Origin of the sequence: Williamsia sp. DF01-3 (assembly GCF_023051145.1) — a bacterium.
Classification (GTDB): domain Bacteria; phylum Actinomycetota; class Actinomycetes; order Mycobacteriales; family Mycobacteriaceae; genus Williamsia.
The window spans coordinates 2,568,088-2,589,647 of sequence record NZ_JALKFS010000005.1; the positions used below are offsets into that span (position 1 = coordinate 2,568,088).

The 21,560-nt window shown below is 63.2% G+C and carries 15 protein-coding genes, 1 rRNA gene and 5 pseudogenes; 19 read left to right on the forward strand and 2 right to left on the reverse strand.

Annotated elements, in window-relative coordinates; genetic code table 11:
• Positions 1-144 precede the first annotated feature (144 nt).
• The 10 genes and pseudogenes from MVA47_RS14255 (at position 145) to MVA47_RS14300 (ending at position 8,725) form a co-directional block, all read left to right on the forward strand.
• Complete coding sequence (locus MVA47_RS14255) at positions 145-558, forward strand: ATP synthase subunit I (RefSeq protein ID WP_247208415.1); 414 nt, start codon at positions 145-147, stop codon at positions 556-558.
• A pseudogene (atpB, locus tag MVA47_RS14260) lies at positions 555-1,308 on the forward strand (F0F1 ATP synthase subunit A). The gene MVA47_RS14255 and the pseudogene atpB overlap by 4 nt, the downstream one beginning before the upstream one ends.
• An 82-nt stretch (positions 1,309-1,390) precedes the next feature.
• Positions 1,391-1,641, forward strand: a pseudogene (locus tag MVA47_RS14265) (F0F1 ATP synthase subunit C).
• 26 nt (positions 1,642-1,667) lie between these two features.
• The gene (locus MVA47_RS14270) at positions 1,668-2,189 is read left to right on the forward strand and encodes a F0F1 ATP synthase subunit B (RefSeq protein WP_247208416.1); all 522 of its coding nucleotides are present in this window, start codon (positions 1,668-1,670) and stop codon (positions 2,187-2,189) included.
• Positions 2,190-2,192: 3 nt separating this feature from the next.
• Positions 2,193-3,548, forward strand: a complete 1,356-nt coding sequence (locus MVA47_RS14275) for a F0F1 ATP synthase subunit B/delta (RefSeq protein ID WP_247208417.1) — start codon at positions 2,193-2,195, stop codon at positions 3,546-3,548.
• An 86-nt stretch (positions 3,549-3,634) separates the two neighbouring features.
• Positions 3,635-5,266 (forward strand): F0F1 ATP synthase subunit alpha, encoded by a 1,632-nt coding sequence (atpA, locus tag MVA47_RS14280; RefSeq protein ID WP_247208418.1) that lies wholly within the window; start codon positions 3,635-3,637, stop codon positions 5,264-5,266.
• 53 nt (positions 5,267-5,319) lie between these two features.
• On the forward strand, positions 5,320-6,240 hold the full coding sequence (locus MVA47_RS14285) for a F0F1 ATP synthase subunit gamma (protein WP_247208419.1): 921 nt from the start codon (positions 5,320-5,322) through the stop codon (positions 6,238-6,240).
• A gap of 63 nt (positions 6,241-6,303) precedes the next feature.
• Positions 6,304-7,755 (forward strand): F0F1 ATP synthase subunit beta, encoded by a 1,452-nt coding sequence (gene atpD, locus MVA47_RS14290; protein WP_247208420.1) that lies wholly within the window; start codon positions 6,304-6,306, stop codon positions 7,753-7,755.
• A 9-nt stretch (positions 7,756-7,764) separates the two neighbouring features.
• A complete protein-coding gene (locus MVA47_RS14295; protein ID WP_099383247.1) occupies positions 7,765-8,151 on the forward strand; it encodes a F0F1 ATP synthase subunit epsilon in 387 nt (128 codons plus the stop codon).
• A 97-nt stretch (positions 8,152-8,248) separates the two neighbouring features.
• On the forward strand, positions 8,249-8,725 hold the full coding sequence (locus MVA47_RS14300) for a DUF2550 domain-containing protein (RefSeq protein ID WP_247208421.1): 477 nt from the start codon (positions 8,249-8,251) through the stop codon (positions 8,723-8,725).
• A gap of 8 nt (positions 8,726-8,733) precedes the next feature.
• Here MVA47_RS14300 and MVA47_RS14305 read toward each other — a convergent pair.
• Positions 8,734-9,338: pseudogene (locus MVA47_RS14305) on the reverse strand (cob(I)yrinic acid a,c-diamide adenosyltransferase).
• Between MVA47_RS14305 and MVA47_RS14310 the strand changes: the two are divergent.
• The 8 genes and pseudogenes from MVA47_RS14310 to MVA47_RS14345 all read left to right on the forward strand — a co-directional run bounded on the left by MVA47_RS14310 (position 9,337) and on the right by MVA47_RS14345 (position 18,218).
• On the forward strand, positions 9,337-9,579 hold the full coding sequence (locus MVA47_RS14310; RefSeq protein WP_247208422.1) for a hypothetical protein: 243 nt from the start codon (positions 9,337-9,339) through the stop codon (positions 9,577-9,579). The pseudogene MVA47_RS14305 and the gene MVA47_RS14310 sit on opposite strands and share 2 nt — an antisense overlap.
• A gap of 10 nt (positions 9,580-9,589) precedes the next feature.
• Positions 9,590-10,855 carry a UDP-N-acetylglucosamine 1-carboxyvinyltransferase gene (gene murA, locus MVA47_RS14315; protein WP_247208423.1) on the forward strand — a complete coding sequence of 422 codons (1,266 nt, stop codon included), beginning with the start codon at positions 9,590-9,592 and terminating at the stop codon, positions 10,853-10,855.
• A 158-nt stretch (positions 10,856-11,013) separates the two neighbouring features.
• Positions 11,014-12,285 (forward strand): NDMA-dependent methanol dehydrogenase, encoded by a 1,272-nt coding sequence (mdo, locus tag MVA47_RS14320; protein WP_247208424.1) that lies wholly within the window; start codon positions 11,014-11,016, stop codon positions 12,283-12,285.
• 27 nt (positions 12,286-12,312) lie between these two features.
• Positions 12,313-13,219 (forward strand): annotated as a pseudogene (locus MVA47_RS14325) (AAA family ATPase); the annotation flags it as partial.
• 413 nt (positions 13,220-13,632) lie between these two features.
• The gene (locus MVA47_RS14330; protein WP_308280551.1) at positions 13,633-14,874 is read left to right on the forward strand and encodes a VWA domain-containing protein; all 1,242 of its coding nucleotides are present in this window, start codon (positions 13,633-13,635) and stop codon (positions 14,872-14,874) included.
• A 146-nt stretch (positions 14,875-15,020) separates the two neighbouring features.
• A complete protein-coding gene (locus MVA47_RS14335; RefSeq protein ID WP_374474387.1) occupies positions 15,021-16,184 on the forward strand; it encodes an iron-containing alcohol dehydrogenase in 1,164 nt (387 codons plus the stop codon).
• Positions 16,181-17,550: pseudogene (locus MVA47_RS14340) on the forward strand (histidine kinase). Before MVA47_RS14335 ends, MVA47_RS14340 begins: the two are co-directional and overlap by 4 nt.
• Positions 17,550-18,218, forward strand: coding sequence for a response regulator transcription factor (locus MVA47_RS14345; protein WP_247210793.1), 669 nt, complete (start codon positions 17,550-17,552; stop codon positions 18,216-18,218). Before MVA47_RS14340 ends, MVA47_RS14345 begins: the two are co-directional and overlap by 1 nt.
• Here MVA47_RS14345 and mftM read toward each other — a convergent pair.
• Positions 18,215-19,060 carry a mycofactocin oligosaccharide methyltransferase MftM gene (gene mftM, locus MVA47_RS14350; RefSeq protein WP_247208426.1) on the reverse strand — a complete coding sequence of 282 codons (846 nt, stop codon included), beginning with the start codon at positions 19,058-19,060 and terminating at the stop codon, positions 18,215-18,217. The genes MVA47_RS14345 and mftM overlap by 4 nt on opposite strands.
• 858 nt (positions 19,061-19,918) lie before the next feature.
• On the opposite strand from mftM, the gene MVA47_RS14355 reads away from it, so the two are divergent.
• Positions 19,919-21,438, forward strand: a 16S ribosomal RNA gene (locus tag MVA47_RS14355).
• The last annotated feature ends 122 nt before the right edge of the window (positions 21,439-21,560 follow it).

Below are 21,560 nucleotides of genomic sequence, written 5' to 3' on the forward strand. Positions count from 1 at the left end.
CCCCTGGTGGCAGGCCACGACAGTGTTGATATGGTCACAGGGATCGATGAGCTGTCGCCCCGATCATGTTCCAGATCGACGGGCACGGCTCTACCAGGCTGCCCCCAGAGCTAGCGAACCCGCTGGACCCTTGAGGAGAGGTGCATGACGACGTCAAGCTCCGACTCGGCGCCGGTATTCCCGGATGTTCCGTTGAGTTTGGTGCGTCCGGCGATCCTCAGTGGATTGCTGGTCGTCGTCGCAGTGGCCGCAAGCGCTTACCTCGGCCACATCATGTTCGGTATCTGGATGTTCGTCGGATTGGCCCTCAGTCTGGCCAATGCCAAGCTCGTGCAGTTGTATGTGCAAGGAATCACCGCCGAAGAAAACCCCCGCAAGCGGCCGATCATCGTCAATTCCGCCCTGCGACTGGCAATCTTGACCGTCGTTGCACTCGTCGTGGCGTTCGTCGCCAGGCCGGACGGCATCGGCGTGATGTTCGGACTCGCGCTGTGTCAGGTGATCCTGGTTCTCAACACGGTGATCCCAGTGATGAAAGGACTTCGTACCCAGTCATGACAGATACGTCGTATCTCGCCGAGGCAGAGATCGAGGTCGGGCACCATACCCACGTCGATCTGTTCGGGATGACATTCAACCTGGACACCATCATCGGGACCGCTTTCGCGGCCCTGGTTGTGCTCGGACTGGCCTTCTACGTGCGGGCCAAGATGACGTCGGGCGTTCCCAACCCGGTACAGCTGTTCTTCGAGACCCTCACCTCGCAGATGCGCGGCCAGGTGGAGAGCTCCATCGGCATGCGTGTTGCGCCATTCCTGCTGCCGCTGGCAGTGACGCTGTTCATCTTCATCCTCGTCGCCAACTGGATCTCGGTGTTGCCGGTCCAGTACGGCAAAGAGGGGGAGGCACCGGTGAGTGGCTCAGCCGCCGGCCTCGGATGCCAACTTCGTCTACGCGCTCGCGCTTTTCGTCTTCATCGCGTACCACGCAGCGGGCGTCAAGCGCCGAGGCTTTCTCGGCCACCCCAAAGCCTTGATCAAGGGTCACGCCATCGGTCTGGCCCCGATCAACATCATCGAAGAGATCGCGAAGCCCGTCTCGCTCTCACTCCGTCTTTTCGGCAACATGTTCGCCGGCGGTGTGATGGTGTCGCTGATCGCGATCTTCCCGGTCTACATCATGTGGGCCCCCAACTCGATCTGGAAGATGTTCGACCTCTTCGTCGGACTCATCCAGGCGTTCATCTTCACTCTGCTGACCATCTTGTACTTCAGCCAGTCCATGGAGCTGGAGGACGAGCACCACTAGAACGACCCCTTGCCGGCGCGATGCCGGCGGGGCACAAAGACCTGGCAATTCCATTGTCAGTACCACCGAAAGGGAAAAGTAAATGGATCCAATGATTGGCATGGGTGCACTGATCGGCGGCGGTCTGATCATGGCGGCGGCGCTATCGGCGCCGGTATCGGTGACGGTCTGGCCGGTGCGCAGCTGATCGCAGGCATCGCGCGTCAGCCCGAAGCGCAGAGTCGTCTGTTCACTCCGTTCTTCATCACCGTCGGTCTGGTTGAGGCTGCTTACTTCATCAACCTGGCCTTCATGGCGCTGTTCGTCTTCGCCACCCCGATCAGCGCCGAATAATTTCGGGAAACAGGTAAAACGACACCATGGATCTCGCCGCAGAGAATTTCCTCATACCCAACGGCACGTTCTTCGTTGTCCTCTTGATCTTCATCATCGTGTTGGTGGTGCTCGGCAAGTTCATCGTTCCGCCGATCCGCCAGGTCCTCGAAGAACGTGAGGCGCTGGTCTCGAAGACCACCGAGGACAACAAGGCCGCGGCCAAGAGTTTCGAGGATGCCGAATCGGAATACCGATCCGCCATGAAGGGCGCCCGAGTCGAGGCGACCGGCATCCGAGACGAGGCTCGTGCCAAGGGCAACGAGAACCTCGAGGAGATGAGGCGGCGGGCGACCGAGGAGTCGGACGCGGTTCAGCGCGAAACCTCCGAACAGTTGGCGGCCGAAGGGCAGCGAGCTGCGGCGGAGGCCCGCGCGGAACTGGGCAGGCTGTCCTCCGGGCTGGCCAGCCGAGTACTCGGCTTCGACGTCAAGTCGGATCCGAAGTTGTCGGCATCTCTTGATCGCGTCTCCGCGACCGAGGGCGAAAAGACCGGGACGGTGAACTGACCAGTGGATATTTTCCTCGGACAACTCGTCGGCTTTGCCGTCGTTGTCTTCGTTTTCATCCGATACGTGATGCCGCCGCTTCGTAAAGCTGTTGCGGCACAAAAAGAAACGATCGCCACACAGGTCGCCGAAAGCGAGCAGGCCAAGGCCCGTCTCGCCGAGGCGAAGGACGCTCACGCCACAGCACTCGAGCAGGCCAGAGCAGAGGCGAGTCAGATCCGTGAAGAGGCACGCGGTGACGCTCAGGCGATCGCGGAACAGATGCGCAACCAGGCCGACTCAGAGGTCAAGCGCATCACCGAGCACGGCAAGGCGCAGGTCGCCCTCAACCGCCAGGCGCTGATCCGTCAGCTGCGCGGCGAACTGGGGCTGGCCTCACTCGACGTCGCCGGTGACCTGGTGCGCGAGCACCTCGAGGACCCGAAGGCCAAACAGGACTCCTTCGACAGGGTTCTGGCCGAGTTGGAGCAGATGGCGGCCGAAGGTGGTGTCGCACCGGAGTCCACATCCACCGGTGAGGCAATCGGCACCCATTCGATGCGGGCAGCGAGCCGTGACTCGGTGCGCACCCTGGCACGCACGTTCGACGAGAAGACCGGTTCCGCGGACGTCGAGCAATTGCGAACGATCGGTGACGAACTCGGTTCGGTAGCGATTCTTCTCGCGGCCAACCCGGTTCTGCGCAAGCACCTGGCGGAGTCCACCGACGAGCCGCAGCACAAGGCGTCACTGGTCGATTCGATCCTGTCGGGGAAGGTGTCCGACACCACGCTCGACATCGTCAAGTCCGCTGTTGACGCGAAATGGTCGGCCACCGCTGATTTCCTCACCGCACTCGAGCGGCTCGCCCGGCTTGCGCTGCTGACGGTCGCCGACCGCAGCGGCAGGATCGGCGAGGTCGAGGACGAACTGTTCCGGCTGGGCCGGTTGCTGCTGGCAGAACCTGATCTGTCGCGACTGCTGTCCGACGCGAATGCACCTGCCGAGGGCCGGTTGCAGTTGCTCGACAGGGTCATCGGCGGAAAGGTCACGGACGAGACAGGATCGCTGGTCCGACAGGCTGTGCAGTTGCAGCGCGGGCATCAGCCGATCGACGTCACCGTGTCAGGCATCGCCGAACTGGCTGCTGCTCGACGCGGAGAGTCGGTTGCACACGTCATCGCGGCGGCACTGCCGACCGATGCGCAGATCGAGCGGCTCAGCACAGTGCTGGGGCGGATCTACGGACGCGACATGTCGGTGCAGATCGAAGTCGACGAGCAGTTGCTCGGCGGATTCAAGGTCATCGTTGCCGACGAAGTCATCGAGGGTGATGTGGCCAGCCGACTGGCCAAGGCGAGCGAGACCTTGCCGAGTTAGCCCGACGGGCGCGACGCCCGACCGGCACACTCCGGCGCGGGCACACTTAGACCACAAGCGAAAACGAAAGCAAGGAACGAGTACTCATGGCGGAGTTGACGATCTCATCCGACGAGATCAAAGGAGCGATCGAGCAGTACGTCTCGTCATTCCAGGCCGAGGCATCGCGCGAAGAAGTCGGCGTAGTCGCCGACACCTCGGACGGTATCGCCCACGTGAGCGGCCTGCCGGGCGCGATGGCGAACGAACTGCTCGAGTTCTCGGGCGGGGTTCTGGGCGTGGCCCTCAACCTCGACGAGGACGAGGTCGGTGCGGTCATCCTCGGTGCATACGACGAGATCGAAGAAGGCCAGCAGGTCAGCCGTACCGGCGACGTGCTGTCCGTCCCGGTCGGCGACAAGTTCCTCGGCCGGGTGGTGAACCCGCTGGGTCAGCCCATCGATGGTCAGGGCGAGATCGAATCGGACGAGAAGCGCGTGCTGGAGCTCCAGGCAGCATCGGTGCTCGAGCGTCAGCCCGTCGAGGAGTCGCTCGCGACCGGCATCAAGGCCATCGACGCGATGACCGCTATCGGCCGTGGCCAGCGTCAGCTGATCATCGGCGACCGCAAGACCGGCAAGACCGCGGTCTGCATCGACGCCATCCTGAACCAGAAGGCGAACTGGGAAACCGGTGACCCGACCAAGCAGGTGCGTTGCATCTACGTCGCGATCGGGCAGAAGGGCTCGACCATCGCGGGCGTCAAGTCCGCGCTCGACGAGGCCGGCGCGATGGAATACACCACCATTGTCGCGGCACCTGCGTCTGACTCGGCCGGATTCAAGTGGCTGGCCCCGTACACCGGTTCGGCCATCGGCCAGCACTGGATGTACCAGGGCAAGCACGTCCTCATCGTGTTCGATGACCTCTCCAAGCAGGCCGAGGCCTACCGCGCCATCTCGCTGCTGCTGCGTCGCCCGCCGGGCCGCGAGGCATACCCGGGTGACGTCTTCTACTTGCACTCCCGTCTGCTCGAACGGTGCGCAAAGCTGTCCGACGAGCTCGGTGGCGGATCGATGACCGGTCTCCCGATCATCGAGACCAAGGCCAACGACGTCTCCGCGTTCATCCCGACCAACGTCATCTCGATCACCGACGGTCAGGTCTTCCTCGAGTCCGACCTCTTCAACAAGGGTGTCCGCCCCGCGATCAACGTGGGCACCTCGGTCTCTCGTGTCGGTGGTGCAGCGCAGACCAAGGGCCTGAAGAAGGTCTCGGGTTCGCTCCGTCTGGAGCTTGCACAGTTCCGCGAGCTGGAGGCCTTCTCGGCGTTCGCTTCTGACCTCGACGACGCATCGAAGGCCCAGCTGGCCCGTGGTGCTCGCTGGGTGGAGTTGCTCAAGCAGGACCAGTACTCGCCGGTGTCCGTCGAGGATCAGATCGTCTCGATCTACCTCGCGGGTGAGGGCCACTACGACTCGGTTGCCGTCGACGACGTGCGCCGGTACGAGGGCGAGCTCCTCAACCACCTGCACCACGGTGCCAAGGGTGTCTACGACTCGATCGCGGGCGGTAAGGCTCTGTCCGACGACCAGGCCGAGGCCCTCAAGGCTGCCGCCGACAAGTACAAGAAGTCGTTCCTCGCAAGCGACGGACCCGGATCGGTGAACGAAGAAGATCCGGGCGCCCTTGCGGCCGACGAAGTCAACAACGAAGAAATCAAGGTCCGGAAGTCCTAGGGCACATGATTCGACAACCAATGACCAAACCGAAAGGAGTGTGAGACAAGCACATGGCGAGTATTCGTGAACTGCGCTCACGCATCCGGTCAGTCCAGTCGACAAAGAAGATCACCAAGGCCCAGGAACTCATCGCCACCTCGCGCATCGTCAAGGCGCAGACACGAGTGGCGGCGGCCAAGCCGTACTCGCAGGAGATGACCACGGTGCTCTCGGAGCTGGCCTCCGGAGCGGGCACACTGGACCATCCTCTGCTCGTCGCTCGCGAGAATCCGAAACGTGCGGCCGTGCTGGTGATCACCAGTGATCGCGGTATGTGCGGTGCGTACAACTCGAACGTCTTGCGCGAAACCCGGCAACTCCTCGAGTTGCTGGAGGACGAGGGCAAGGAAACGGTCCTGTTCATCACCGGGCAAAAGGGCCTTGGTTACTTCTCGTTCCGGGGAGTGTCGGTCGCGGGGTCGTGGACCGGGTTCTCGCAACAGCCGGAGTACCACAACGCTTCCGAGGCGACCAACCACCTTGTTGATCTCTTCGTCGCAGGGTCGGGCACCGAGATCGAGGGACTGGACGGCGGCACCATCGAAGGCGTCGATGAACTGCACTTGGTGTTCACGAAGTTCGTGAGCATGCTGAACCAGTCGCCCGAGGTTCGCAGGATCGCACCGCTTGTGGTGTCGGAGAGCGACGACGACGAGTCGTCCACGCCGGCGCGCAACTACACGTTCGAACCCGGTGCGGAGACTTTGCTCTCGGCACTGCTGCCGAAGTACGTGGCAACGCGCGTGTACGCGGCCCTGCTCGATTCGTCGGCATCGGAGTCGGCCGCTCGTCGTACCGCGATGAAGGCCGCCACCGACAACGCCGAAGAGCTGGTGACCAACCTGTCGCGCGAGGCGAACCAGCTGCGGCAGGCGCAGATCACCCAGGAAATCAGCGAGATCGTCGGCGGCGCCAATGCGCTCGCGAACTAGCAGCAACAAGCCGAAGGCGGTCGCGGATCACCAGCCGCGCACCGACAAAGAGGAAGAGACATCATGACCACAGCTGTAACCGAATCCGTCTCGGATTCGACCGCAGACTCGGTGACCGGCCGGGTCGTCCGAGTCATCGGACCGGTCGTCGACGTGGAGTTCCCGCGTGGCGCAGTGCCCGAACTGTTCAATGCCCTGCACGCCGACATCACGTTGCCGTCGGTGGCCAAGAAGTTGACGCTCGAGGTTGCCCAGCACCTCGGCGACAACTTGGTCCGCACCATCTCGATGCAACCGACGGACGGTCTGACCCGTGGAACCGAGGTCACCGATACCAGCAAGCCCATCTCGGTGCCTGTTGGTGACGTGGTCAAGGGCCACGTGTTCAACGCCCTCGGCGACTGCCTCGACGCGCCGGGCACCGGTCGCGACGGCGAGCAGTGGGGCATCCACCGTAAGCCGCCGTCATTTGATCAGCTCGAGGGTAAAACCGAGATCCTGGAAACGGGCATCAAGGTGATCGACCTTCTCACCCCGTACGTCAAGGGCGGAAAGATCGGTCTGTTCGGTGGTGCCGGTGTCGGTAAGACCGTCCTCATCCAGGAGATGATCACCCGTATCGCTCGCGAGTTCTCCGGCACCTCGGTGTTCGCCGGCGTCGGCGAGCGCACCCGTGAGGGCACCGACCTCCACCTCGAGATGGAGGAGATGGGCGTCCTCCAGGACACCGCCTTGGTGTTCGGCCAGATGGACGAGCCGCCGGGCACGCGTATGCGCGTGGCCCTGTCCGCGCTGACGATGGCGGAGTACTTCCGCGACGTCAAGAACCAGGACGTGTTGCTCTTCATCGACAACATCTTCCGGTTCACGCAGGCCGGTTCCGAGGTCTCCACGCTGCTCGGCCGCATGCCGTCTGCCGTCGGTTACCAGCCGACCCTGGCCGATGAGATGGGTGAGCTCCAGGAGCGCATCACCTCGACGCGTGGTAACTCGATCACCTCGCTGCAGGCGATCTACGTGCCCGCCGACGACTACACCGACCCGGCGCCGGCAACGACCTTCGCCCACCTCGATGCCACCACTGAGCTGTCGCGTCCGATTTCTCAGCTGGGTATTTACCCCGCCGTGGACCCGCTGACGTCGACCTCGCGCATCCTGGAGGCGTCGATCGTCGGTGACGACCACTTCCGCGTCGCCAACGAGGTCAAGCGGATCCTGCAGAAGTACAAGGAACTGCAGGACATCATCGCCATCCTCGGTATGGACGAACTGTCCGAAGAGGACAAGGTCACCGTGCAGCGGGCCCGTCGCATCCAGAAGTTCCTCGGCCAGAACTTCCTGGTCGCTGAGAAGTTCACCGGCCAGAAGGGCTCGGTTGTGCCGCTCAGCGACACCATCGAGGCGTTCGACCGGGTTGCCAAGGGTGAGTTCGATCACCTGCCCGAGCAGGCGTTCAACAGCTGCGGTGGTCTCGATGACGTCGAGGCTGCTGCCGCACGAATCTCCGGGAAGTGACCAAAACCCATGGCTGACACCGCATTTCACATCGAGGTTGTCTCGGCGGACACGCGGCTGTACTCGGGTGAGGCGACCTTCGTGATCGCTCAGACCACCGAAGGTGAGCTGGGTGTGCTCGCCAATCACGAGCCGTTGCTGGGACAGTTGGTCGAAGGCGGTTTCGTGTTGATCGAGGAAGATGGCGGTCAACGCAAAGTCGCGGCCGTGCAGGGTGGTTTCCTGTCGGTCACCGGTGAGACCGTCACCGTCCTCGCCGAGTCTGCCGAGTGGGCAGACGAGGTCGACGCCGACGCCGAACGTTCTGTTCTGGAGTCGGAAGAAGAGGGCAGCGAGCGTTACATCCGTGCGCAGTCTCGACTGCGTGCGGTCGAAGAGCTGGGCCACGTGAAGTAGATCGTCGGATCGGATGGCATCCTGGTGACCAGGGGACCATCTGGACGGCTAGCCGTTTCCCGGTCCCCGCGAACTTCGAGGAGTTTGCGGGGACCGGGTGTTTTTTCAGCGGGGGCAGAAGGAGGTGTCGGTTGTGCACTGGAATCTGATTGCCCTTGCGGTGTTGGTGCTGGTCACCGCGGCGATGTTCTACGTGTTCTATCGCATCAATCAGCTGCGTGGCGCGGGTACTTCTGCGTTGCTGCGCGAACTACCCGCTGAGGACGGTCGAGCGTGGCGTCACGGTGTGGTGCGGTACGACGACAACGCGATGGAGTACTTTCGGCTCCGCAGTATGCGTCCCGGCCCCAACCGCCTGGTTCTCCGTCAGGTTGTCGTGTCCAAAGGGCGCCGGGGACCCACGCCGTCCGAGGCCGATGTGATGGACGACGACATGGTGATCCTTGAACTCGCGGACCGAGACGGTGCGTTTGAGCTTGCGCTCGACGGCGGCGCCGTCACAGCCTTTCAATCCTGGCTCGAATCCCGCCCGTCTCAGCGGGCCGAACGCACGGGCCGCGAGCGCCGCCGCTGATCTCCGATCTACTGGTCGTTTTCCGTTCCAGATTGCGCGCGGCTTCGCTGCTCGCCCGGCTGCCAGAGCACGTCTCCGCCCGGGTTGGCGACCCTTGACAAGATGAAGAGCAGGTCGGACAGCCTGTTCAGGTACTTGGCCGGCAACGCGCTCGTGTCGTCCGGGTGAGCGTCGATAGCAGCCCACGCAGACCTTTCCGCCCGCCGTGTGACGGTCCGGGCCACATGCAACAACGCGCTCAGCGGGCTGCCGCCCGGCAGGATGAACGAATTGAGCGGTTCCAGCTTGTCGGTGTAGTGATCGCACCACACCTCGAGATCATCGATGTAGCTCTGTAGTAGCCGCAGCGGGGGTACTTCGGATCCGGAACGACGGGTGTCGAGAGGTCGGCGCCGGCATCGAACAGATCGTTCTGCACGCGCGTGAGGATCTCCGCGATCTCCGGGTCGGGGTTGCCGAGAGCCAGAGCTGCGCCGATCGCGGCATTTGCCTCGTCACAGTCTGCGTAGGCGATCACCCTCGGGTCGTTCTTCGACACACGGGAGAAATCGCTGAGCCCGGTTTCGCCGCTGTCGCCGGTTCGGGTGTAGATGCGGGTCAGGTGTACGGCCATGGATGAAATCTACCCGTCTGCGCGAACGATGACGGCATGGGCAACGGACAAGGTGACCTTTGTTGCGATGTATCTGCTGGTGCGGAGGGAACGATCGTTCGGTGTTCTGAGTGGGCAAAACAGCGACCGCGCAACGAAATTCGCGATTTCGGTCTCGACGGAGGTGCTTCCGGGTGTCTATTTCGGGGAGGGCTTGGACAAGTGGCGGGCCGTCGGGGTCGCGCTGCGACCGGTCGCTTAGGCTACGTGTCGTGGATGATCGTTTTCTGGTGACGGGGGGCGCGCGGCTGACCGGTGAGGTCGAGGTCGTGGGCGCCAAGAACAGCGTGCTGAAGCTGATGGCAGCTGCCCTGTTGGCGGAAGGCACCACCACCATCACCAACTGCCCGCAGATCCTCGATGTCCCTCTGATGGCCGAGGTACTGCGTGGTCTCGGGGCGTCGGTGAGCCATTCCGGCGACACCGTGGTCATCGACACCCCGGCCGAACCCAAGTTCCACGCGGACTTCGACGCGGTGAAGCAGTTTCGGGCCTCGGTGTGTGTTCTCGGGCCACTGATCGCCAGATGCCGTCGAGCTGTGGTCGCGCTGCCGGGCGGCGACGCGATCGGCTCCCGGCCGCTCGACATGCACCAGAACGGGCTACGCCTTCTCGGCGCGCGCAGCGTCATCGAGCACGGTTGTGTGGTCGCCGAGGCCGACACGCTGATCGGAGCGCCGATCGCACTCGAGTTCCCCTCTGTCGGAGCCACAGAGAACATCCTCATGGCAGCGGTGCTGGCAGAGGGCGTGACGACGATCGACAACGCCGCCCGTGAACCCGAGATCGTCGATCTGTGCGTCATGCTGCAGCAGATGGGTGCCAAGATCTCCGGGGCTGGCACGTCAACCCTGACCGTGGAGGGGGTGGACCGTCTCCAACCGGTCACCCACCGGGTCATCGGGGACCGCATCGTGGCCGCCACGTGGGCGATCGCGGCGGTGATGACCCGCGGCGACATCGCGGTCAGTGGTGTCGACCCTCAACATCTCCAGCTCGTTCTCACAAAGCTGTCCGGGGCGGGCGCGACGGTCACCCAGTACGACAATGGCTTCAGGGTCACCCAGTCCGGCCGGCCCGTTGCCGTGAACTACTCGACTTTGCCGTTCCCAGGATTTCCGACCGACCTGCAGCCGATGGCCATCGCCCTCGCGTCGATCAGCGACGGGATGTCGGTGATCACCGAGAACGTCTTCGAAGCACGCTTTCGTTTTGTCGAGGAAATGGTCCGGCTGGGGGCCGACGCCCGCACCGATGGTCATCACGCGGTGATCCGCGGTATCGAACGACTGTCGAGCGCGCCGGTCTGGAGTTCGGACATCCGTGCCGGAGCCGGACTGGTCCTGGCCGGCCTGGTGGCCGATGGCGTCACGGAGGTCCACGATGTCTCCCACATCGACCGTGGCTATCCGGATTTCGTCGAGATCATGCGGAGCCTCGGCGCACAGATCGAACGGGTCGAGCCGCTTCCCCAGTAGTGACCGAAGCGATGGACCTGTCCTGATGGCCAGGTGGCCACGCTGACGTGATGGACATGAAGGCCCACTGCGCGGGTCAGGTGACCTTGTTTCCGGTGTGAGCTGGGCAACATCCTTGTGAGGCAACAGTTTCCGCCCAGCGCAAGGAGATACACGCAATGGCCATCGAGCTCAACCAGATCTGGGAATTCCCGATCAAGGAGTTTCATCCGTTCCCCAAGGCGAAACTGGGGGTCGGCGCTCACGACATGATCGGTGTCGAGGCCAAGGAACTGGGTATGTCACGGGTCCTGCTGATGACAACCGGACTCCGCGGCTCGGGCATCATCGAAGAACTCACCGGCAAGATCGAGTACCAGGGCGTGGACGTGGTGCTGTTCGATCAGGTGGAGTCCAATCCAAAGGACTACAACTGCATGGATGCCGCCGCCCTCTATCAGTCGGAGAAATGCGACGGAATCATCTCCGTGGGTGGCGGTTCGAGCCACGATGCCGCCAAGGGTGCCCGGATGGTCATCGCCCACGACGGGCGCAACATCAACGAGTTCGAGGGATTCTCCAAGGCGACCAACAAGGAGAACCCCAAACACATCGCGGTGTCCACCACGGCGGGTACCGGTTCGGAGACCTCGTGGGCTTACGTCATCACCGACACCTCCGACATGGCCAATCCACACAAATGGGTGGCATTCGACGACACCTGCCTCGTCGACCTCGCGATGGATGATCCGCTGCTGTACTACACATGCCCGCAGCACTTCACCGCATTCTGCGGGTTCGATGTCTTGGCCCACGCCAGCGAGCCCTACGTGTCGCGGCTCGACTTCGCCCCGTCTCTGGGCAACGCGAAGTACTCGATCGAGCTCATTCGCGACCATCTACGGACGGCGGTCTACGATCCGAAGAATCTGGAAGCGCGGACCGGCATGATGCACGCGCAGTACATTGCGGCACAGGCCTTCAACTCCGGCGGGCTCGGCCTGGTGCATTCGCTGTCGCACGCGGTCAGCGCCTTCTACGACAGTCATCACGGCTTGAACAACGCCATCGCATTGCCTCGGGTGTGGGAATACAACCTGCCCTCCCGTTTCGAGCGTTATGCCGAAATCGCCAAGTTGATGGGTGTCGACACGTCGAAGATGACCACGGTTCAGGCAGCGGATGCAGCGGTGGAGGAGGCCATCCGCTTGTCCAAGGATCTGGGCATCCCTGACAACTTCGGTCAGTTGCGGGTCGACAGCTACGACAAGAACCGGATGAACACAGGCAGATACGAAGGTCGTGGCGACAAGATGGACACCTCGGACAAGCAGGTCCAGGCGATCGCCGAACACATGATGGGGGACTGGTGCACGCCGGGCAACCCGCGCGAGTCGACGGTGGAATCCCTGATCCCGATGGTGTCGCACGCTTTCAGCGGTTCGTACTGACACCTGATTCGAGCAAGAGAGGACACCATGACGGAGTTGGCGTACGAATCCCGGATCGACTCGGGCGCAGCATCATTCGACAGCCCCGCAGCTCTGGCGGATGCGTTGCGCGGCAACGGCTATGTCATCGACCACGACCTCTCGGTGGTGGTTCATCTGGCGACCGTGCTCGGCAGACCGCTGTTGCTGGAAGGTCCGGCCGGCGTCGGCAAGACCGAACTCGCCAAATCGATGGCCGCAGCGTCGGGGCGCCGGCTGGTCCGCCTGCAGTGTTACGAGGGTCTCGACGATTCCCGGGCGCTGTACGAATGGGACTACGCACGCCAACTCCTTCATGTACAGATGCTCCGGGACCGCATCACGACCGAGTTGGCAGGGTATGCCGACCTGGCTGCGGCGTCGGCGGCGCTTGCCCGCGAAGATGTCGGGGTGTTCACCGAGGATTTCTTGGTGGCCCGGCCCTTGCTGGAGGCGATCCTGTCGCCGGAGCCCGTTGTATTGCTGATCGACGAGGTCGACCGCACTGACGAGGCCATGGAGGCGGTGATGCTGGAGGTCCTGGCCGAACAGCAGGTGACAGTGCCCGAACTGGGGAGCTTCATGGCGCGCTCGCAGCCGTGGATCGTTCTGACCTCGAATGACACCCGCGAACTGTCTGCGGCGCTCAAGCGTCGGTGCGTTCATTTCTCGGTCGACTACCCAGATGCCGCACGGGAGCGGGTGATCGTGGCGTCTCGTGCGCCCGAGGTCGAGGAGTCTGCGGTCGCGGACGTCGTGGCGCTCGCCGGGCGGCTCCGGGCGATGCCGCTACGTAAGAGTCCATCGATCGCTGAGGTGGTGGATGCGGCGCGGGCGGCTTCGGTGCTCGGCGGGGTGACCGGTGAGAACACCAGGGCGCTGCTGTCCTTGCTCGTCAAGTTCGGCGCAGACGTCGAGACCGTCCAGGCGCAGTTGTCGGGTGACGATGCCCGAGACGGCCCCCTGCTGCTGGGGCTCCCGCCGTCGCGGCCAGCGGAACGCGGGGGTCGGTCACGTCCGCGGCCTTCGGAGCGGGCCGGGCACGGGCGTCGGAACGACGATGACCGCTGGTCGCGATCCCGCACTGGACGTGCTTGCCGGTGTGCTCGGACGGATGTTGCGGCGCCGAGGGGTGCGGGTGTCGCCGGCCGAGACGATCGAGGCCCGCCGTGTCCTGGCCCTCTACGGATCCGAGCTGTCGGTGCTGCGCCCTGCGCTGCAGGCGGTGACCGTCAAGTACGACTACGAGCGACCGGCCTTCGACGCGGTGTTCGACGCATTGTTCGTGACCGGGCCCGCATCGGTTGATGACCCAGTGGCCTGCCGGCCGTGCGGGGAACCCCTGGCGGATTGCCAGATGAGTTCGAATGGGATGACGAACTGCAGGGCGCCGCCCGCATGGTCGGGGCCGACGAGCACACCGAAGAGATCGGCGACCTCTTCGACTCGGATCCCGAACGAGCTGAACGCCATGGCGAGTCGGCGCACCGCGAGGAGAACGATTTCACCGTGTCGGCCGGCGCGGAAGCTCTTGCGGTAGAACCGGATTCGGGTTCGACGCAGGGTGGTATCACGTACACGATCGAGGTGGACAACGCCGGCTCGGCCACAGCGGGTGACCTCGCGTCGGCGCCGATGCGAGTGCGGTCGGGCATCCTCTCGCTCGTGGACGCCCAAGCGGTGTTGGATCGTCTCGATGACTACGACGCACGGCGCGTCTACGGGACCGCCGGCGCCGACGACCTCGATCCGGCTCAGCTCGAACACCTGATGGCCGCGATCGAGTCTTTCGTCGAGGCGCTCACCCGGGACGCGCCGGTCGCCGAAGACGAACCCCGTCCCGGGGGCGCAACAACGCCGACGATCAGCCGAGCAGACATCGATCAGGCGTGCCACCGGATCGTTCGACGCATGCGAGGTGCCCCGCGTACTCGCGCACGGACTCAGGGCCGTGGCCGGCTGGCGATCCGGCACACCCTTCGGGCGGCGCTGCGTACCGATGGAGACCCCGTCGACCTCTATCGGCGCACGCTGGTGGCGGGACGAGTGCGGCTGGTCATCGTCTTGGACGTGTCCTTGTCGGTGCGCCCGGTCACCGGCTTCATCCTGCGGCTGGCACAGTCCCTGCATCACATCGCCGACCGGTGCACGGTCCTGGCTTTCGTCGACAAGCCGATCGATGTCACGACTCCGCTGCTCGTCGGCACCGGAGATGACGCGCTGGCGCGGATCCTGTCCACCCCTGGCCTCGATCTTGCGGCTACGAGCGACTATGGCAGCGTCCTGGACGGATTGCTGACAACACACGGTGGTGTGCTCGACGCTCGCACGAGTGTTTTGTTTGTCGGCGATGCCCGCGGCAACGGGTTCGCTGGGCGGGCCGACCTACTCGGCGAAGTGCGCCGCCGCACGCACCGACTCGCCTGGATCACTCCTGAGCCACGCCGATACTGGAGCCAGACCGGTTGCGGCATGGACGAGTACGCCGAGTACTGCGACGCCGTGGTCGTTGCGCGCGATGCAGCGGAGCTTCTCGAACGTGCCGACGAGATCGGCACGGCATTGTCGTGACGGAAAAGCGGAACCATGAGGTGACGACACGACAGGAGTTGACAGAAATCGTGTCGATCGGGCCACGTGGTCACTAGGGTCGAGAGTGGGTGCGGCGCGCGCGACCGAGTCACCGGCTGCCACCCACGGACAGGAATCGGGTCATGATGCGCAGCATGCCGTCCCCACGGATCGTGAAGTTCCATGCTCCCGAGATGATCATCGGCGACGGTGCACTGGCCGAGGCCGCTCTTGCTGCTTCCCGACTGGGGATGCGCCGGCCGCTGGTGGTCTCCGATCAGAAGATCCGTGCCACGCCGTGGTTCGACGAGTTGTCCGGCAGGATCGTGTCGGTCGGATTGCATTCGGATTGTTTCACCGGTATCTCGCCCAATCCTCGCGCCCAGGAGGTCGCAGCGGCTTTCGAGAAGTACAAACGACACGGGGGCGACGGGATCATCGCGCTCGGAGGCGGGTCGGTGATCGACGCGGCAAAGGGCGTCGCAATCTTGGCGTCGAACGGCGGCCACATCCTCGAATACGAAGGCATCGACCGGGCAACGCGTCCGTTGCCTCCGGTGGTGGCCATTCCGACCACCGCCGGCAGTGGCTCTGATGTGTCCCAGTTCTGCATCGTCAACGACCCGGCACGGCATACCAAGATCACGATCATCGGTCGGGGCCTGGTCCCCGACGTCACCGTCGTGGACCCACGGGTGCTCGCCACGGTTCCACCCGAGGTCACCGCCCAGTGCGGAATGGATGTTCTGACCCATTGTATCGAGGCCTACGTTTCCATCGCCCATAGTCGGATGACGGATACATTTGCGCTCCAAGCTCTTTCGACCACCTGGCGCCATCTCGAACGACTTGTCGACAACCCTGCCGATCCGGAGGCGTCGGTGGCCATGGCCCACGCTTCACTCGAAGCGGGCATGGCGTTCACCAACGCGATTCTCGGGGCGGCGCACGCCATGAGCCACCCTGTAGGCGGGCATTGCGATGCTGCACACGGAGCCATCAACTCGGTGCTGCTCCCGCACGTCATCCGCTACAACGCCCACGTGTGTGCCGACGGTTTCGTCGATCTGGCAGAGGCAGTCGGGCTGTCCACGCATGGAACACCGATGAGTGTGGCCGATCGGCTCGCCGATCAGGTCTCGAGGTTCGCGCTTCGGATCGGGATGCCGGCCAGTCTGTCGCCACTCGGGGTGAACAGCACGGACATCGAGATGCTGTCGGCGTACGCGCTCGCCGACTCGTGCATGACCACGAATCCGCGCCAGCCGGACGCGGCCACCGTCGCTGATCTGTACCGGGAGGCGCTGTGACGGGCCGCCCATCGGGTCCGGGGCCGAGTGACCTGGAGTCACTGGTCGGCCTCCGTTCGGTCAAGGGCAGTCACTACGCGCAGTTCAGGGGGTCGAGCAACGCCTGACGCGCGTGGTGGGCGCGCTGGAACGGATCTCGCGGGCGCTCGTGCGCACGGCGGAGGGACCCGAGACCCTGGTGTTGTCGGTGCTAGACGCAGCGCGCGAGCATCTCGGGGCCCAATGGGTCCTTTTTGCGTTAAGCGATGGTCGACTCGAACGCACGGGGCCGCGCCACCTCATGATGGATGCGGACGGTGATGTGTACGCCTTCGAAGGCGCGGGTTCGGCGGGCAAACCGGTGGGCTTACCCGACGAAGTGCTCAACCGGCTCAACGACGTCCTACGTGGCCAGATGACGAGATTGGGCCGGCCGGTCATCGAAGCCCACCACATTCACGTACCGGTCGAGTTGAACGGAGAAGTCGTCGGAGGACTGTCCGCGTGGATCTCACAGACGCACACCATCGATCCGACCGACGTGGTGGTTCTCCGGATTCTCGCAGGTCAGGCCACAGTGGCGCTTCTGAACGCGGCCCTGTTCGAGGAGAGCCGGCACCTGCTGGTGCGCGCCGAGCAGGCGTACGAGGAGAGCCGTCGTCACGCCGCACACCTGGCCGAGCGCAACGCCGAACTCGAACGCACTCAGCGCGAACTCTCGGCGGCCATGCGCCAAGAGGTCCTCAACACCGAGCGCGCACGTATCGCTCGAGAGCTCCACGACTCGGTTGCTCAGTCGGTGTTGTCGGCCGGCGTCCAGATCGAGGTGTGCCGCATCGATGCCGACCCGGCGATCGCGGATCGCCTCGCCGTGGCGGGAAAGTTGACCAAGGATGCCGTTGAGCAGGTGCGATCGGTCATCTACACGCTCAATCACGCTCCCTCCGATCGTGCCGGTGACCTGGCCGCCATCCTGGACGAACTTTGTTCGATGCACATGCCGGATGATCTCCGGACCGACGTCAGGGTGATCGGCCGTCAGCGAGACCTGGCCCACGATGTCCAGCACGCGATCTTGCGGATAGCGGGCGAGGCGTTGTTCAACACCGCGGTGCACGCCCAGGCAACCAACGCACGAGTTGTCCTCCTCTACTCCGAGAGCGACGTCCGTCTGACCGTCGACGACGACGGTTCGGGTGACCCCGAGTACATGCGCCGGGTGATGCGCGCCGCGACCGTGGGTGACCTGGCCGGACGGCATCACGGGCTCGCAAACATGCGATCCCGGGCCGCAGAGCTGAGTGGCGATCTGAGGATCCGTCGCTCCCGGCTCGGCGGCGTACGCATCGTGGTGAAGATCCCGACAACTGACAGGGTGGACAGATGATGGACGTGACCGACCGCGCACCTGCCGGGGGTAAACGACCGATCCGGACCATGCTGGTCGATGACCATGCGCTGCTGCGTGAGGGGATGCGCTCTCTCCTGGAACGCGAGAGTTCCATTTCGGTTGTGGGAGAAGCCGATACCGTCGGCGAGGCGCTCGAAGGCGCAGCCAGGTTCGCGCCCGACGTGATGGTTGTCGACCTCAAGCTCACAGCCGGCACCGACTATGAGGGCCTGCGTCTGATCAGCGAGTTGACACGGCGGCATCCCGCGGTCGCGGCACTGGTTCTCACCACGTTCCTCGACGACGACCTGGTGGTCCGCGCCGTTCGCAGCGGCGCGAAGGGCTACGTGGTGAAAGACATCGACACCACCGAGTTGGTGCGAGCGATCAAGTCCGTGTCGAGGGGAGAAAGCGCCTTCGACTCGCGCAGCGCAGCTGTGGTGCTGCGGGCGGTCACCGGGCAAGGAAACTCCGAGACATTGACCGAACGGGAGCGCCAGGTCTTGCGGTTGCTCGCCGACGGTAGCTCCAACAAGAGTATCGGCGAGACGCTGTTCATCTCTGCGTCGACCGTTAAGTTCCACATTCGCAACATCATTCGAAAACTAGGAGTATCCAAGCGCACGGAGGCGGTGTACGCGGCCAGTAAGCGTGGCCTGATCTAGCGACCGTTGTGATCAGCCGACAGGACGAGCCAGCCACCGTGGTCGGAGAACGTCAGGGCGTCCGGCTGTCCGGCGGTCTCGGCCCACCGGGCCAGCGTCAGCGGCGTGAGTGTGTGGTGGTGGCCGAAGTGTGCGCTCGCGACCTGCTCATAAGGAACGGCGATCACCACCCGCCCCCGAGCCACGCGTAGTGCCTCGGCGATGGCGAGGTCCGCGCCGCCGGGCAGATGTTCGAGCAAGTGGATCAGCGTGACCGTGTCGACGAAGTCATCCGGGTAGGGGAGCGCGAGGGCGTCACCGCAGTCGACCTGCACATTCGATGTGCGCTGCCGCGCGGCCTCGTCGAGCAGCCTCACGGCCCCGGCTGAGATGTCGCACGCGTACACGTCGGCGCAGTGGCCCGCGGCGGCCTGCAACGCGAAGAATCCGAAACAGCAACCGACCTCCAAGAGGCTCGATCCGCTGATGAGCGAGAGCGCTCGCCTGTGAATGGGTGCAAATGGTGATCGGCCGGCCGACAACTCGCGCAGAGAATTGGCGTAGAAAGCGCGCCAACAGTCGCCTGCGTCGTCGGCACAGGTGAGAATCACGCCGGTCGCCGCATCTTCGAACTGCTGCCGGCCCTCGAGGACGCCGCGCTGCACCAGCCCATCGAGCTCAGCGACCATGCGGGCGTCGGACACAGTGGCGAGGTCGAGGTCATGACCGATCTCGAGGCGACCCGTGCGGCCGTGCCTCCATCGCAGGGCCCCCACCCGTTGCGCACCCGAGCCCGGTGAGCCTTGTTGCACCACAACGTAATCGGTGACAAAGCGAGTCTGGGACAGGAGTGCGGTGGTCATTCTCCGACGTTATGGGGGAGGGGACCGGAGGGTAACTGCCCAAACGGTGGGGACTGCTCGACAAATGGTCAGTCTTCCGGACGGCGAAGGACGGCGGTGTGTCAACGCGACACGCTCACCGACCACCGGTGTTGGTGATCACAACAGGTCGAATCGACGAAAGTGGGCCCCAGGCCCGGAATGCGGGGCCGTGGCCGCAGCGCTGACCTGCGCGGATGCACGCGTAAGCAGCTGTTGTCCAGGCGATTTGACGTTGCATGTCCGACCCGCGTAACTTTCTTCAAGTCAGCGAGTGAGGCGCCGGAGAGCGAGAGTCCGGAGCGGCCAAGAACACCGACGGGATGTTTTCCTGAAGGAACAACGCTGACCGCCCAGGTTCGAAACGAGTCCACTGAAAAGTGGAGCGTATCGACGCGGGTGGCCCAAGGTCCTGTGACCTTCGGAAGCCACAAACGGCCTCAAAACCGGGAGTTGCGCCGAGATTACAGAGCTGGTAAGCTGGTAGAGTTGCCTCGGAGACGGGGACAACAGCAGTAAGACAACAATATCCTTACCGGGATGGCGCCACATATAACGGTGTCGAAGTCGGTACGGGGTGTGTTCTTTGAGAACTCGATAGTGTGTCGATGGATTGTTAGTGCCAATTTAGGTGCTGCGTGTCTGTCACGGTGGCTGAGCCCTTTGGGGGTTTGGTTGGTGATGGGTGTGTGGTGCCGGCATTAGTTTGATTGTTTTTTTGATCCCATCGCAGGTTTTGAGTCCTGTGGTGGTGTCAGTTTTTGTTTGGTTGGGATTGTGAAATCTCTTCAGGACATATTTTTTTGAAACTCGTTTCTTCGGGAACGGTTTTGGAAGGTTTTCATGGAGAGTTTGATCCTGGCTCAGGACGAACGCTGGCGGCGTGCTTAACACATGCAAGTCGAACGATGAAGCCAGCTTGCTGGTGGATTAGTGGCGAACGGGTGAGTAACACGTGGGTGATCTGCCCCAAACTTTGGGATAAGCCTGGGAAACTGGGTCTAATACCGAATATGACCGATACTCGCATGGGTGTTGGTGGAAAGCTCCGGCGGTTTGGGATGGGCCCGCGGCCTATCAGCTTGTTGGTGGGGTAATGGCCTACCAAGGCGACGACGGGTAGCCGGCCTGAGAGGGCGACCGGCCACACTGGGACTGAGACACGGCCCAGACTCCTACGGGAGGCAGCAGTGGGGAATATTGCACAATGGGCGCAAGCCTGATGCAGCGACGCCGCGTGAGGGATGACGGCCTTCGGGTTGTAAACCTCTTTCACCAGGGACGAAGCGAAAGTGACGGTACCTGGAGAAGAAGCACCGGCCAACTACGTGCCAGCAGCCGCGGTAATACGTAGGGTGCGAGCGTTGTCCGGAATTACTGGGCGTAAAGAGCTCGTAGGCGGTTTGTCGCGTCGTTCGTGAAAACTTGGGGCTTAACTCCAAGCGTGCGGGCGATACGGGCAGACTTGAGTACTACAGGGGAGACTGGAATTCCTGGTGTAGCGGTGAAATGCGCAGATATCAGGAGGAACACCGGTGGCGAAGGCGGGTCTCTGGGTAGTAACTGACGCTGAGGAGCGAAAGCGTGGGTAGCGAACAGGATTAGATACCCTGGTAGTCCACGCCGTAAACGGTGGGTACTAGGTGTGGGTTCCTTTTCACGGGATCCGTGCCGTAACTAACGCATTAAGTACCCCGCCTGGGGAGTACGGCCGCAAGGCTAAAACTCAAAGGAATTGACGGGGGCCCGCACAAGCGGCGGAGCATGTGGATTAATTCGATGCAACGCGAAGAACCTTACCTGGGTTTGACATACACCAGAAAGCCATAGAGATATGGCCCCCTTGTGGTTGGTGTACAGGTGGTGCATGGCTGTCGTCAGCTCGTGTCGTGAGATGTTGGGTTAAGTCCCGCAACGAGCGCAACCCTTGTCCTGTGTTGCCAGCACGTAATGGTGGGGACTCGCAGGAGACTGCCGGGGTCAACTCGGAGGAAGGTGGGGATGACGTCAAGTCATCATGCCCCTTATGTCCAGGGCTTCACACATGCTACAATGGCCGGTACAGAGGGCTGCGATACCGTGAGGTGGAGCGAATCCCTTAAAGCCGGTCTCAGTTCGGATCGGGGTCTGCAACTCGACCCCGTGAAGTCGGAGTCGCTAGTAATCGCAGATCAGCAACGCTGCGGTGAATACGTTCCCGGGCCTTGTACACACCGCCCGTCACGTCATGAAAGTTGGTAACACCCGAAGCCGGTGGCCCAACCCCTTGTGGGAGGGAGCCGTCGAAGGTGGGATTGGCGATTGGGACGAAGTCGTAACAAGGTAGCCGTACCGGAAGGTGCGGCTGGATCACCTCCTTTCTAAGGAGCAACATAAACCATTTCTTTGCTGCTGCTTTGTACCAGCGAGCTTGCTGCTTCGGCAGGGAGTGCAGGATGTGGTGGCCCCGCTTCACAGGCGAATGTTCTGTGGTGGGAGCTCA